Raw genomic sequence first — 13,540 nt, 5'->3', positions numbered from 1 at the left:
TCTGTGCTCTTACTCGCCGCCGGCATGGTCGCCTTGGTCGCGCCGCCCGCGCAGGCCCTGCCGGCGCAGTTCCAGAAACAGGTCGTCTTCAGCGGCCTGACGCGCCCGTCGAACATCGAGTTCGCCGCCGACGGCCGCGTCTTCGTGGCCGAGAAGAGCGGGATCATCAAGGTCTTCGACTCCCTCACCGACACCACCCCCACCGTCTACGCGGACCTGCGCACCCAGGTGCACAACTTCTGGGACCGCGGCCTGCTCGGGATGGCGCTCCACCCGAACTTCCCCGCCGACCCCCGGCTGTACGTCCTGTACGCCCGCGACGCGGTCCCCGGCGGGAACGCTCCACGCTGGGGTACGGCCGGCGCCACCGACGACCCCTGCCCCAGCCCGCCCGGCCCCACCGGCGACGGCTGCCTGATCACCGGCCGCCTCTCCGTCATCTCGCCGGCCGGCGCGGAGACGCCGCTGATCACCGACTGGTGCCAGCAGCACCCCAGCCACTCGACCGGCGACCTGCAGTTCGGCCCCGACGGCATGCTGTACGCGACCGGCGGCGACGGCGCCAGCTTCAACTTCGCCGACTACGGCCAGGACAACCTGCCCAGCTCCGACATCACCCCGGACAACCCCTGCGGAGACCCGCCCAACTCGGTCGGCACCGCCCTGTCGCCCCCGTCGGCCGAGGGCGGCGCGCTGCGCTCCCAGGACGTGCGCACCAGCGGCGACCCGAGCGGCCTCGACGGCACGATGATCCGCGTCAACCCCGACACCGGCGCCGCCGCCGCGGGCAACCCGAACGCCGGCAGCGCCGACCAGAACACCGCCAGGATCGTCGCCAACGGCCTGCGCAACCCGTTCCGCCTGACCAACCGGCCGGGCACCGCGGAGATGTGGCTGGGCGAGGTCGGCTGGACCACGTGGGAGGAGATCAACCGCGTCGCCTCCCCGACCGCGGGCGTGACGAACTTCGGCTGGCCCTGCTACGAGGGCGCCAACCGGCAGGGCGGCTACGACGCGCTCAACCTGACCCTGTGCGAGAACTACTACGCGGCCGGCCCGTCCGCGCACGCCGCGCCGTACTTCGGCTGGAACCACAGCACCCGGCCGGCGCCCAACGACCCCTGCCCCAGCGGCAACTCCTCGGCCAGCGGGGTGGCGTTCTACCCGGGCGGGCCGTACCCGCCGGCCTATGACGGCGCGCTGTTCTTCTCCGACTACAGCCGCTCGTGCGTCTGGGTGATGACCAAGGGCGCCAACGGGCTGCCCGACCCCGCGACGATCACGACGTTCGACTCCGGTGTCGGCTCGGTCGAGCTGGAGACGGGGCCGAACGGCGACCTGTTCGCGGTGGACTACAACGCCGGCACGGTCGTGCGCTACCTGTACAACAACAACCCGCCGACGGCCGCGATCACGGCCAGCGCGACCTCGGGAGAGGCCCCGCTCGCGGTCAACTTCTCCGGCACCGGCTCGGCCGACCCCGACGGCGACTCGCTCACCTACGCCTGGGACCTCGACGGCGACGGCGAGCTCGACGACTCCACCTCCGCCACCCCCTCGCGCACCTACACCCAGCCGGGCTCCCACACGGTACGGCTGCGCGTCAGCGACGGCAGGGGCGGCCAGGGCGACGCCACCGTGACGATCAACGTCAGCAACACGGCGCCCACGGCGGCGATCACCACCCCGACCGCCGCGACGACCTGGGCGGTGGGCGAGTCGATCGGGTTCTCCGGCACCGGCACCGACGCGCAGGACGGCACGATCCCCGGCTCGCGCATGCACTGGGCGCTGATCATGCACCACTGCCCGGGGGGCTGCCACGAGCACGAGATCACCACGTTCACCGGCGCGTCCGGCTCCTTCCAGGCACCCGACCACGAGTACCCGTCGCACCTGGAGCTCAAGCTCACCGTCACCGACGCGCACGGCCTGACCGACACCAAGAGCGTGCTGCTGCAGCCCAAGACAGTGAACCTGACCTTCCAGACGAACCCGCCCGGCCTCCTGCTCGGCTTCAACGCCGAACAGACGGTCGCGCCGTTCACCCGGACGGTGATCGTCGGTTCGAGCGTCGGCCTGTCCGCGCCTTCTCCCCAGGGCGACCAGGGCTTCGTCTCCTGGTCGGACGGCGGCGCCGCGGCCCACAACATCACCGCCCCGGCGAGCGCGGCCACCTACACCGCGACCTATGAGACCGTGACGAGCCAGCCGGGTCTCGTGGCGGCGTACTCGATGAACGAGGGCACCGGCACCGCCGTCGGCGACGCCTCACCCTCGGGCAACAACGGGACCACGACCGCGACCACCTGGGCCCAGACCGGCAAGTACGGCAAGGCCCTGTCGTTCAACGGCACCTCCAGCTGGGTCACCGTCGCCGACTCGCCCAGCCTGCGCCTGACCGGCGGCCTGACGTTGGAAGCCTGGATCCGCCCGGCCACCACGACCGGCTGGCGCACCATCGCCATGAAGCAGTTCGGCAACGACCTCGCCTACTCCCTCGACCTCAACGACCGCGCCCACAGCACCATCCACACCACCTCGGAACGCGGCCTGTACGGCACCACCTCCCTGCCCCTCAACACCTGGACGCACGTCGCCGCCACCTACGACGGCGCCAACCTCAAGCTCTACGTCAACGGCACGGAAACCAGCTCAGTGGCCGCATCAGGAAATATCAGGACCGACAACGGCGTGCTGCGCATCGGCGGCAACGCCGTCTGGGGCGAGTACTTCAACGGCCTCATCGACGAGGTGCGCATCTACAACAGAGCCCTGACGCCCGCCCAGCTCACCGCCGACATGAACACCCCGATCGGCACCCCCCAACCGCCCGACACCCAAGCGCCGAGCGCCCCCGGCTCCCCGGCGGCCACCGGCGGCGCCGGCTTCGCCTCCCTGTCGTGGACCGCCTCCACCGACAACGTGGGCGTCGAGGGCTACACGATCCACCGCTCGGCGACGCCCGACTTCACCCCGTCCGGGGCGAACCAGGTCGGGTCCACGCCGTCCACGTCGTTCACCGACTCGGGCCTGGCGGCGGGCACGTACTACTACCGCGTGCGCGCCTTCGACGCCGTCCCCAACACCAGCGCCTCGTCCGGCGAGGTGAGCGCGGCCGTGACCGCGCCACCGACCGGCCAGGGCCTGGTGGCGGCCTACGCCATGAACGAGGGCACCGGCGTCACCGTCGCCGACTCCTCGGGCAGCGGCAACAACGGCGCCTCCACCGCCACGTCCTGGACGACCACCGGCAGGTACGGCAACGCCCTGTCGTTCAACGGCACCGGCAGCTGGGTCACGGTCGCGGACTCCCCCAGCCTGCGCCTGACCGGCGGCATGACCGTGGAGGCGTGGGTCAGGCCGGCGGTCGGCACCGGCTGGCGCACGATCGTGATGAAGCAGTTCGGCAACGACCTCGCGTACACCCTCGACCTCAACGACCGCGCCCACAGCACCATCCACACCACCTCGGAACGCGGCCTGTACGGCACCACCTCCCTGCCCCTCAACACCTGGACGCACGTCGCCGCCACCTACGACGGCGCCAACCTCAAGCTCTACGTCAACGGAGCGGAGGTGAGTTCCGTCACCGCGTCGGGGAACATCAGGACCGACAACGGCGTGCTGCGCATCGGCGGCAACGCCGTCTGGGGCGAGCACTTCAACGGCCTCATCGACGAGGTGCGCATCTACAACAGGGCCCTGACCCCGGCCCAGCTCACCACCGACATGAACACCCCCATCACCTGACGGACCGCTTGCCGGCCGTCAGCCGCTCGGCCTGCCTGCGCCCCACCTCAGCGGTGCGGCGCAGGTAGTCGATGATCACTTCCAGCTCGCTCCCGGAGTAGCCGGTGAGCGCCTGGCCGAAGTCCGTGCCGGGCTCGGTCCAGGCCGCCCCGATCCGTTCCCTCGCCGCGGGGGCCGGCGCGACGAGCGTGCGCCTGCGGTCCTGCTCGTCGGCCTGCCGTACGACCAGCCCGGCCTTCTCCAGGCGGTCGACCAGCCGGGTGGCCGACCCATGCGTCAGTCCCGTGAGCGCCGCGACCCTGCCCGTGGTCACCGGACCGGGCTCCAGGTCGAGCAGCCCGAGGCACTGCAGGTCCGTGGGGTGAATGCCGAGGCTGTCGGCCAGCGCCTGGTTGAACAGCACATACGCCGCGTAGTGCCGCTGGCTCTCGGCGACGAGGACGTCGAACAACTCCGCGCGGTTTGACATCGTGCGCCTCCACTCGGCTAACTTATGTGCGTCACGCAATATTTGCGTGACGCCTTCATTTTATCGTCCTGAAGGGACAACCCCAGCATGACCACCCTCGTCACCGGAAGCCGCGGCGCCGTCGCCCGCGCCCTCATCCCGATGCTGCGCGAACGCGGCCTACCGGTCCGCGCGGCCTCCAGCGCGCCGGACGACGCCCGGACCATCCGCTGCGACCTCACCGATCCGGGCACCTTCCCCGCCGCGCTGGACGGCGTGAGCTCCGTCTTCCTCTACGCCGAGCCGTCCCACGCCGACGCCTTCGCCGCCGAGGCCGCCAAGGCCGGAGTGCGGCACATCGTGCTGCTCTCCTCCTCCTCGGTGCTCACCGACGACCCGGCCGGCAACCCCCTGGCCGTCTCCCACCTCGACGCCGAGAACGCGCTGCTCCGCTCCCCGATCCCGGCCACGCTGCTGCGCCCGGGAGCGTTCGCCGGCAACGCGACGGCATGGTCGTGGGCCGTCAAGTCCGGCGAGCCGGTCAGCCTGCCGTACCCCGGCGCGCACAGCGACGCGATCCATGAGGACGACGTGGCCGCCTGCGCCGCCGCGGTGCTGGCCGATCCCGGGCTGGGCGGCCGGGCGTACACGCTGACCGGGCCGCGGTCGATCACCTTCGCCGAGCAGCTCGAGATCCTCGGACGCGCGCTCGGCCGCGAGATCGGCGTCAAGCCCGTCACCCGCGAGGAGTGGAAGGCCGAGGTGGCCCAGTACGTGCGGGGCGCCTATGCCGACGCGCTGCTCGACTGGTGGCAGTCGTGCGACGGCGTGCCCGCGTCCCTGACCACGGCCGTCGAGGACCTGACCGGCCGCCCCGCCCGTACCTTCGAGTCCTGGGCCCGCGCCCACGCCGCCGACTTCGAGCGCTGACGGCTCAGCCCTTGCGCGGACAGCCCTTCGGCATCCGCGGAGGGAGGTCCGTCCAGCCGCTCACGAGGGTCGCGTCGTACGAGACGATCCGGCCGCCCTTGACGGCGTAGGCGACATTGGCCTGCCAGGCGCCGTTGTGGAGGCTGATGAAGAGGCGGTACTTGACGGGCACGTCGTTGAAGGTCCCGCCCTCCCCGCCCAGGTCCACGACCAGGCCCTCGCGGCCGAGCGGATCGCGCGCGACGCCGTGCGCGCGGGTGCCGGGCTGCCCGGCCAGCACGCGCAGCACCCCCGCCCGCACCTGGGGACTGATCGGCATGTACAACATGTTGCCGAGCACGGGGGCGAACTCCGCGAAGGATTCGCGGAAACCCCGCTCGTTCCAGATCCGGTTGTACTCCCGGAACTTCCGCTCCAGAGCCCCGGTCTCCGCGGGCAGCGCCGCGAGGTCGGCCATGGTGAAGTCCGCGACGGACCTGTCGCCGTACCTGCCGCCCCAGTCGCCGCTGAAACCCCACACGCACTTGCCGCCGGCCACCCGCCACAGCATGACCTGATCACCGGCCGACCGCGGCAGCCAGTTCTCGGTCCGCGTCTTGTCGTCGGCCGTCCGTGACGTCCGCCAGTACCGTCGTGGCGGCTCATGCAGCTTCTCGATCCGCGCGGCGAGGTCGAGCATGGCCTGGTTCGGCCCCGGCTTCGGAGAAGGCGCCGGGGTCAGCACCGGGGCGGGCGCCGGCGCGAGGTTCGCGGCCAGCGCGACGACCACCGCCACGACCGCCGCCGTCGCCACTGCGGCCCATGCCCAGCTCCTCCGTGCCCAGTTCCTCGGCGCCCAGTTCCTCGGTACCCAGTTTCTCCGTGCCAGGCTCCCTCGCGAGGTGAGCCGGCCCGGCCGCGGCCGGGTCCGCGCGGCCGCCGCCTTGGCGCGCCCTCTCGCCACGACCTCGTCCGACGGCGGCCGGGCGTCGGGCAGGGCACGTGCGAGCAGCTCCAGCTCATCCATCGACTCCACCGAACTCCTCCTTGAGCGCCTCGCGCAGTTGCTTGCGCGCCCGGTTGAGCCGGGACGCGACGGTTCCGTAGGGGATGTCCAGAGCCGCGGCCACCTCGGCGTGGCTCAGCCCGGCCAGCGCGACCAGCAGCACCACGTCGCGGTCGCGCCGCTTCAGCCCGGCCAGCGCCCCCGCGAGCGGCCCGGTGAAGCGCGCGGCGTCGATCCGGTCGAGGACGGCGTCCTCCCGGTCGTCCCAGTCGCGCTCGGCCGCGCGGGCCAGCGCCTTCCACCTCCTGCTCTCGGTACGGCGGTGCCGAGCGACCAGGTTGGTGGCGATGCCGTACAGCCAGGGCCTGACCTGACCCGCCGCCGGGTCGTAGCCGCCGCGCAGCGCGGCCACGAAGACGTCCGCGGCCAGATCGTCGGCGACGTCCTCGGTCAGGCGGCGGGCGATGTAGCGGTGGATCTCACCGAAATATCGGTCGAAGAGATCGGGTGGAACCCCCAGCGGATCTGCCCCGTTACGCGTGTTGTGCACGATCACACCCGTTCTTGCCCGATGCCGCGGAATGCTTTCACGCTCATCGGGGTTGAGTCGGGTAGGCTCAACTCGTTTGACAAAGGCCACTCGGCTTCGTAAGTTGAGCCCATCGGACTCAACTTTGACTACAAGGACGTACTCATGGCACGTGCGGTAGGTATCGACCTGGGGACGACCAACTCTGTCGTCTCGATCCTCGAGGGCGGTGAGCCCACCGTCATCGCCAACGCGCAGGGCTCGCGGACCACGCCGTCCGTGGTCGCCTTTGCGAAGAACGGCGAAGTCCTGGTCGGCGAGGTCGCCAAGCGACAGGCCGTCACCAACGTGGACCGGACCATCCGCTCCGTCAAGCGGGAGATGGGCACCGACTGGTCCCAGGAGATCGACGGCAAGAAGTTCTCCCCCCAGCAGATCAGCGCGTTCGTGCTGCAGAAGCTCAAGCAGGACGCCGAGGCGTACCTGGGCGAGAAGATCACCGACGCGGTGGTCACCGTCCCGGCGTACTTCAACGACGCCCAGCGTCAGGCGACCAAGGAGGCCGGCACCGTCGCGGGCCTCAACGTCCTGCGCATCATCAACGAGCCGACCGCGGCCGCTCTGGCCTACGGGCTCGACAAGGACCAGGACCAGACCATCCTCGTCTTCGACCTCGGCGGCGGCACGTTCGACGTGTCCCTGCTCGACGTCGGCCAGGAGGACGGCCACGGCTTCGTCGAGGTGAAGGCCACCTCCGGTGACAACCACCTCGGTGGCGACGACTGGGACCAGCGCGTCGTCGACGAGCTCGTCAAGCGCTTCCAGAACGCCCACGGCGTCGACCTGGCCAAGGACAAGATGGCTCTCCAGCGTCTCCGCGAGGCCGCGGAGAAGGCGAAGATCGAGCTGTCCAGCCAGTCCGAGACGAACATCAACCTGCCCTACATCACCGCTTCCTCCGAGGGGCCCCTGCACCTCGACGAGAAGCTCACCCGCAGCGAGTTCCAGCGGCTCACCGCCGACCTGCTCGAGCGGACCAAGGGCCCGTTCCACCAGGTCATCAAGGACGCCGGCATCAAGGTCGCCGACATCGCCCACGTGGTGCTCGTCGGTGGTTCGACCCGCATGCCCGCCGTCTCCGAGCTCGTCAAGGAGCTGACCGGCGGCAAGGAGCCCAACAAGGGCGTGAACCCGGACGAGGTCGTCGCCATCGGCGCCGCCCTGCAGGCCGGTGTGCTCAAGGGTGAGGTCAAGGACGTCCTGCTGCTCGACGTGACCCCGCTGTCGCTGGGCATCGAGACCAAGGGCGGCATCTTCACCAAGATCATCGAGCGCAACACCACGATCCCGACCAAGCGCTCCGAGGTCTTCACCACGGCCGAGGACAACCAGCCGTCGGTGCAGATCCAGGTGTACCAGGGCGAGCGTGAGATCGCTTCCTACAACAAGAAGCTGGCCACCTTCGACCTGACCGGCATCGCCCCGGCGCCGCGCGGCATCCCGCAGATCGAGGTCACCTTCGACATCGACGCCAACGGCATCGTCAACGTCTCCGCCAAGGACCTCGGCACCGGCAAGGAGCAGACGATGACGATCACCGGCGGCTCCGCGCTGCCGAAGGACGACATCGAGCGCATGATGCGCGAGGCCGAGTCCTACGCCGAAGAGGACAAGCAGCGCCGCGAGGAGGCCGAGGTCCGCAACAACGCGGACGGTCTGGCCTACCAGACGGAGAAGTTCCTGCGCGAGAACGACGACAAGGTTCCCGGCGAGATCAAGACCGAGGTGAACGAGGCGCTCACCGAGCTGAAGAAGGCTCTTGAGGGCACCGACACCGACGTCATCCGCACGAACGCCGAGAAGCTGGCGACCGTCAGCCAGAAGATGGGCTCGGCGATCTACGCCCAGAACCAGCAGCAGGGCGGCGAGGGCGCTCCGCAGGACGCCACTCCCGGCCCCGAGCAGGACAAGAGCGACGACGACGACGTGGTCGAGGCCGAGATCGTCGACGACGACCAGCCGAAGAAGGACAAGTGATGCCGGGGGCAGACGAGCCGGTGATCCGCGACAACCGCAAGATCGACCCCGAGACGGGCCAGGCGCGCCAGAGCGCCGGGTCCGACTCCCAGGACGCCGCCGGCGCGGGCACGACCCCCGCGCCCGGCGCGGGCTCCGCCAACGGCGGCGGCGAGTCGAACACCAGCGGCGCACCCGGCTCCGACACCATCCTGCTGGCGGAGCGCACCGCCGATCTCCAGCGGCTCCAGGCGGAGTACACCAACTACCGCCGCCGGGTCGAGCGCGACCGCGTCGCGGTCCGCGAGCAGGCCATGGCCGGGATTCTCGCCGAATTCCTGCCGGTCCTCGACGACATCGGCAGGGCCCGCGACCACGGCGAGCTCACCGGCGGCTTCGCGAAGGTGGCCGAGTCGCTCGAAGCGGCCGTCACCAAGCTGGGGCTCAGCTCGTTCGGGCAGAAGGGCGACCCCTTCGACCCGACCATCCACGAGGCGCTGATGCACAGCTACTCGTCGGAAGTGTCCGAACCCACCGCCATCGAGGTGCTGCAGTCCGGGTACCGCCTCGGAGAGCGGGTGCTGCGCCCGGCGCGAGTGGCCGTGGCGGAGCCGGACGACTCGCCGGCTGACGACGACAACGACGAAAACTAAGACGAAGGGCCATCGATGAGCACCAAGGACTACCTGGAGAAGGACTACTACGCCGTCCTTGGTGTGCCCAAGACCGCCACCGCAGACGAGATCAAGAAGGCTTACCGGAAGCTGGCCCGGCAGTATCACCCCGACACCAACCAGGGTGACTCCGTCAAAGAGGCCAAGTTCAAGGAGATCTCCGAAGCCAACGACATCCTGTCGGACACCAAGCGCCGCAAGGAGTACGACGAGGCCCGGACGCTGTTCGGGTCCGGCGTCGGCGGCCAGCGTCCCGGCGGTGGCGGTTTCCCGTTCGACCTCGGCGACCTGTTCGGCGGCACCGCCGGCCAGCAGAGCGGCGGCAGCGGTGGCGGCGCGGGCGAGCGGCTCGGCGACCTGTTCGGCGGGCTGTTCAACCGGGGTGGCGCCGGCACCGGCCGTACCGGCGGCACGACCAGGCCGCGGCGCGGGCAGGACATCGAGTCCGAGGTCACACTGACCTTCACCGAGGCGGTGGAGGGCAGCACGGTCTCGCTCCGGCTGACCAGTTCGGCCGCGTGCAAGTCGTGCACCGGCACCGGCGCCAAGGCCGGCACCACGCCGCGCGTCTGCCCGACCTGTGAGGGCACCGGCGCGGCCAGCCGCAACCTGGGCAACTTCGCCTTCTCCGAGCCCTGCCGTGACTGCAAGGGCCGTGGTCTGATCGTCGACGACCCCTGCCCCGACTGCGACGGCAGCGGGCGGGCCAAGAGCACCCGCACGATCCAGGCGCGCATCCCCGCGGGAGTGGGCGACGGCCAGCGGGTCAAGCTCAAGGCCAAGGGCGCGCCGGGCGAGAACGGCGGGCCCGCGGGCGACCTCTACATCGTCACCCACGTGAAGCCGCACGCCGTCTTCGGCCGGACCGGCGACAACCTGACCATCACGGTGCCCGTGACCTTCACCGAGGCCGCCCTGGGCGCCGAGATCAAGGTCCCGATCCTCAAGGGCCTGCCGGTCACGCTGCGTATCCCCGCGGGTACTCCCAACGGGCGCACCTTCCGCGTCCGGGGCCGCGGCGTCACCCGCAAGGACGGCACCAAGGGCGACCTGCTCGCCAGCGTCGACGTGCTCGTGCCGGAGACGCTCGATGAGAAGTCGCGCGACCTGCTGACGGAGTTCAGCACGGCCACCGCGGGCGACGACCCGCGCGCCGAACTCATCCAGCGAGCCAGAAGCGAGTAAGCCGATGGACGCCAACTATTTCGACCTGTCCGACGACACCCCCGTCTACGTCATCTCGGTGGCCGCGCAGCTCTCGGGACTGCACCCGCAGACGCTGAGGCAGTACGACCGGCTCGGACTGGTCAGCCCCGGCCGCACGGCCGGACGCGGCCGCCTCTACTCCACGCGCGACATCATCATGCTCCGCGAGGTCCAGCGCCTGTCCCAGGAAGAGGGCATCAACCTCGCCGGGATCAAGCGCATTCTCGAGCTGGAGAACGAGGCCCTGCGGCTGCGTGAGGAGGTTCACCGGCTCAGGGCCGAGATGCAGATGGTGAGGGCGTTGATCCGCTACGAGCTGCCACCGGGGGCGTAAGAACACATGGACTACAAGCTCACCCAGAAGAGCCAGGAGGCGCTGTCGGGGGCCATGCGGCGTGCCGCCGCCGAGGGCAATCCGGAGATCGCCCCGGCCCACCTGCTGACCACGCTGCTGGCCCAGACGGGCGGCACCGCCGTACCTCTGCTGGAGGCCGTCGGAGCCGACTGGAAGGCGATCCGCGCGAAGTCGGAGGAACTGCTCGCGGCGCTGCCGAAGGCGCAGGGCGCCACGGTGTCGGCGCCGTCGAGCTCGCGCCAACTGCTCACCGTGATCAACACGGCCGCGCAGCGCGCCAAGCGGCTGGAGGACGAGTACGTCTCCACCGAGCACCTGCTCGTCGCGCTCGCCGCCGACGGCGGCCAGGCCGCCGGCCTGCTCAAGGCTCAGGGCGCCACGCCCGAGGCGCTGCTCGACGCCTTCGAGAAGGTACGCGGCAACGCCCGCGTCACCAGCGAGACTCCGGAAGACACCTACAAGGCGCTGGAGAAGTACGGCGTCGACCTGACCGAGCGGGCCCGCAGCGGCAAGCTCGACCCGGTCATCGGCCGCGACTCGGAGATCCGGCGCGTCGTCCAGGTGCTCTCGCGGCGTACCAAGAACAACCCGGTCCTGATCGGCGAGCCCGGCGTGGGCAAGACCGCCGTCGTCGAGGGGCTGGCCCAGCGCATCGTGGCCGGTGACGTGCCCGAGTCGCTGCGCAACAAGAGGCTGATCTCGCTCGACCTGGGCGCGATGGTCGCCGGGGCCAAGTACCGGGGCGAGTTCGAGGAGCGGCTCAAGGCCGTGCTCTCCGAGATCAAGGAGAGCGACGGGCAGGTCATCACCTTCATCGACGAACTCCACACGGTCGTCGGCGCCGGGGCCGCCGAGGGCGCCATGGACGCGGGCAACATGCTCAAGCCGATGCTGGCCCGCGGCGAGCTGCGGATGATCGGCGCGACCACGCTCGACGAGTACCGCGAGCGCATCGAGAAGGACCCGGCGCTGGAGCGGCGTTTCCAGCAGGTCTACGTCGGCGAGCCGACCGTCGAGGACACCATCGCGATCCTGCGCGGCCTGAAGGGCCGCTACGAGGCGCACCACCAGGTCGTGATCGCCGACAGCGCGCTGGTCGCCGCCGCCGCGCTGTCCGACCGCTACATCACCAACCGCTTCCTGCCCGACAAGGCCATCGACCTGGTCGACGAGGCCGCCTCCCGGCTCCGCATGGAGATCGACTCGCGGCCCGTCGAGATCGACCAGCTCCAGCGCAACGTCGACCGCATGAAGATGGAGGAGCTCGCCCTCTCCAAGGAAACCGACGAGGCCAGCCAGCAGCGCCTGGAGCGCCTGCGCAAGGAGCTGGCCGACCGCCAGGAGGAGCTCAACGCCCTGGTCGGCCGCTGGGAGCGGGAGAAGGCCGGGCTCAACAAGCTGGGCGACCTGAAGAAGCAGCTCGACGAGGCCCGCAGCACCGCCGAGCGCTTCCAGCGCGACGGCAACTACGCCGAGGCCTCCAAGCTGCTCTACGACGAGGTCCCGCGCCTGGAGAAGGAGCTGGAGATCGCCGGCGCCGCCGCCCAGGAGGCCGAGTCCCAGCCGATGGTCAAGGAGGACGTCGGCGCCGACGACATCGCCGAGGTCATCTCCTCCTGGACCGGCATCCCCGCCGGACGCCTGCTGGAGGCCGAGACCGCCAAGCTGCTGCGCATGGAGGAGGAGCTCGGCCGCCGCCTCATCGGACAGTCCCAGGCCGTCCAGGCCGTCTCCGACGCCGTACGGCGCAGCCGCGCCGGCATCTCCGACCCCGACCGGCCCACGGGATCGTTCATGTTCCTGGGCCCGACGGGCGTCGGCAAGACCGAACTGGCCAAGGCGCTGGCGGAGTTCCTGTTCGACGACGAACGGGCCATGACCCGGATCGACATGAGCGAGTACTCCGAGAAGCACAGCGTGGCCCGGCTGGTCGGCGCGCCTCCTGGATACGTCGGCTACGAGGAGGGCGGGCAGCTCACCGAGGCGGTACGGCGGCGGCCGTACACCGTGGTGCTGCTCGACGAGGTCGAGAAGGCGCACCCCGAGGTCTTCGACATCCTCCTGCAGGTGCTCGACGACGGCCGGCTGACCGACGGGCAGGGGCGCACGGTCGACTTCCGCAACGCGATCCTCATCCTGACCTCCAACATGGGCTCGCAGTTCCTCGTCGATCCCAAGCTGGAGAACGGCGCCAAGCGCGATGCGGTGATGGGCGCGGTGCGCAACGCGTTCAAGCCGGAGTTCCTCAACCGGCTCGACGACGTGATCCTGTTCGACGCGCTCGGCTCGGAAGAGCTGGGCCGGATCGTCGACCTGCAGATCGACCGGCTGGCCCACCGCCTGGCCGACCGGCGCATCACGCTCGACGTCACCGCGGCGGCCCGCGAGTGGCTCACGCTCACCGGCTACGACCCCATGTACGGCGCCCGGCCGCTGCGGCGGCTGGTGCAGTCGGCGATCGGCGACAAGCTGGCCAAGGAGGTGCTGGCCGGGGCGGTCGTCGACGGCGACACGGTCCGGGTGGACCTGGGCGACGACGAGCTCACCGTGGAGCGCGCCGCCTGAGGTCAAAGGCGATCTCCGGCCGGGGCGGCCGGGTAAGGTCTGGCCCACCCTTCGGGCAAGCACCCCTCCCTGTCCCGGC

General features: G+C 70.6%; 10 protein-coding genes. 7 read left to right on the top strand and 3 right to left on the bottom strand.

Annotated features, from left to right (window positions below):
- Positions 1–3 precede the first annotated feature (3 nt).
- Positions 4–3,753: a LamG-like jellyroll fold domain-containing protein gene (locus ACIBHY_RS23380; protein WP_397307696.1), complete on the top strand. Its 3,750-nt coding sequence runs from the start codon at positions 4–6 to the stop codon at positions 3,751–3,753.
- On the opposite strand, the gene ACIBHY_RS23375 is transcribed toward ACIBHY_RS23380, so the two are convergent.
- The gene (locus tag ACIBHY_RS23375; protein ID WP_397307695.1) at positions 3,746–4,222 is read right to left on the bottom strand and encodes a MarR family winged helix-turn-helix transcriptional regulator; all 477 of its coding nucleotides are present in this window, start codon (positions 4,220–4,222) and stop codon (positions 3,746–3,748) included. The two genes, ACIBHY_RS23380 and ACIBHY_RS23375, sit on opposite strands and share 8 nt — an antisense overlap.
- An 87-nt stretch (positions 4,223–4,309) precedes the next feature.
- Here ACIBHY_RS23375 and ACIBHY_RS23370 point away from each other — a divergent pair, with 87 nt between their 5' ends.
- A complete protein-coding gene (locus ACIBHY_RS23370) occupies positions 4,310–5,131 on the top strand; it encodes an SDR family oxidoreductase (RefSeq protein WP_397247566.1) in 822 nt (273 codons plus the stop codon).
- Positions 5,132–5,135: 4 nt separating this feature from the next.
- Here ACIBHY_RS23370 and ACIBHY_RS23365 read toward each other — a convergent pair whose 3' ends face one another.
- Together ACIBHY_RS23365 and ACIBHY_RS23360 are read right to left on the bottom strand one after the other, a co-directional pair.
- Positions 5,136–6,146: a hypothetical protein gene (locus ACIBHY_RS23365; protein WP_397307694.1), complete on the bottom strand. Its 1,011-nt coding sequence runs from the start codon at positions 6,144–6,146 to the stop codon at positions 5,136–5,138.
- Positions 6,130–6,666 carry an RNA polymerase sigma factor gene (locus ACIBHY_RS23360; protein ID WP_397247562.1) on the bottom strand — a complete coding sequence of 179 codons (537 nt, stop codon included), beginning with the start codon at positions 6,664–6,666 and terminating at the stop codon, positions 6,130–6,132. Before ACIBHY_RS23360 ends, ACIBHY_RS23365 begins: the two co-directional genes overlap by 17 nt.
- A 144-nt stretch (positions 6,667–6,810) precedes the next feature.
- Between ACIBHY_RS23360 and dnaK the strand changes: the two genes are divergently transcribed.
- The 5 genes from dnaK to clpB are packed head-to-tail and all read left to right on the top strand — an operon-like array spanning position 6,811 to position 13,461.
- Positions 6,811–8,682 carry a molecular chaperone DnaK gene (gene dnaK, locus ACIBHY_RS23355; protein ID WP_397307693.1) on the top strand — a complete coding sequence of 624 codons (1,872 nt, stop codon included), beginning with the start codon at positions 6,811–6,813 and terminating at the stop codon, positions 8,680–8,682.
- Positions 8,682–9,314: a nucleotide exchange factor GrpE gene (gene grpE / locus ACIBHY_RS23350; RefSeq protein WP_397247558.1), complete on the top strand. Its 633-nt coding sequence runs from the start codon at positions 8,682–8,684 to the stop codon at positions 9,312–9,314. The genes dnaK and grpE overlap by 1 nt, the downstream gene beginning before the upstream one ends.
- 15 nt (positions 9,315–9,329) lie before the next feature.
- Entirely contained in the window at positions 9,330–10,520 is a 1,191-nt protein-coding gene (gene dnaJ / locus ACIBHY_RS23345) for a molecular chaperone DnaJ (protein ID WP_397247556.1), read from the top strand.
- Positions 10,521–10,524: 4 nt separating this feature from the next.
- A complete protein-coding gene (locus ACIBHY_RS23340) occupies positions 10,525–10,875 on the top strand; it encodes a heat shock protein transcriptional repressor HspR (RefSeq protein WP_184958700.1) in 351 nt (116 codons plus the stop codon).
- Between the two features lie 6 nt (positions 10,876–10,881).
- The gene (clpB, locus tag ACIBHY_RS23335; RefSeq protein WP_397247554.1) at positions 10,882–13,461 is read left to right on the top strand and encodes an ATP-dependent chaperone ClpB; all 2,580 of its coding nucleotides are present in this window, start codon (positions 10,882–10,884) and stop codon (positions 13,459–13,461) included.
- Positions 13,462–13,540: the final 79 nt, after the last annotated feature.

The sequence above is a fragment of the Nonomuraea sp. NPDC050547 genome (genome assembly GCF_044457345.1).
Taxonomy (GTDB): domain Bacteria; phylum Actinomycetota; class Actinomycetes; order Streptosporangiales; family Streptosporangiaceae; genus Nonomuraea.
The sequence above is the reverse complement of the archived record's forward strand: the minus strand, read 5'-3'. Positions and strand labels throughout refer to the sequence as shown.

What these genes read in the sequence shown, in the direction of transcription:
- ACIBHY_RS23370 (WP_397247566.1), top strand. Translation starts at nt 4,310, where the DNA reads ATGACCACCCTCGTCACCGGAAGCCGCGGCGCCGTCGCCCGCGCCCTC.
- ACIBHY_RS23340 (WP_184958700.1), top strand. Translation starts at nt 10,525, where the DNA reads ATGGACGCCAACTATTTCGACCTGTCCGACGACACCCCCGTCTACGTC.
- dnaJ (WP_397247556.1), top strand. Translation starts at nt 9,330, where the DNA reads ATGAGCACCAAGGACTACCTGGAGAAGGACTACTACGCCGTCCTTGGT.
- grpE (WP_397247558.1), top strand. Translation starts at nt 8,682, where the DNA reads ATGCCGGGGGCAGACGAGCCGGTGATCCGCGACAACCGCAAGATCGAC.
- clpB (WP_397247554.1), top strand. Translation starts at nt 10,882, where the DNA reads ATGGACTACAAGCTCACCCAGAAGAGCCAGGAGGCGCTGTCGGGGGCC.
- ACIBHY_RS23375 (WP_397307695.1), bottom strand. Translation starts at nt 4,222, where the DNA reads ATGTCAAACCGCGCGGAGTTGTTCGACGTCCTCGTCGCCGAGAGCCAG.
- dnaK (WP_397307693.1), top strand. Translation starts at nt 6,811, where the DNA reads ATGGCACGTGCGGTAGGTATCGACCTGGGGACGACCAACTCTGTCGTC.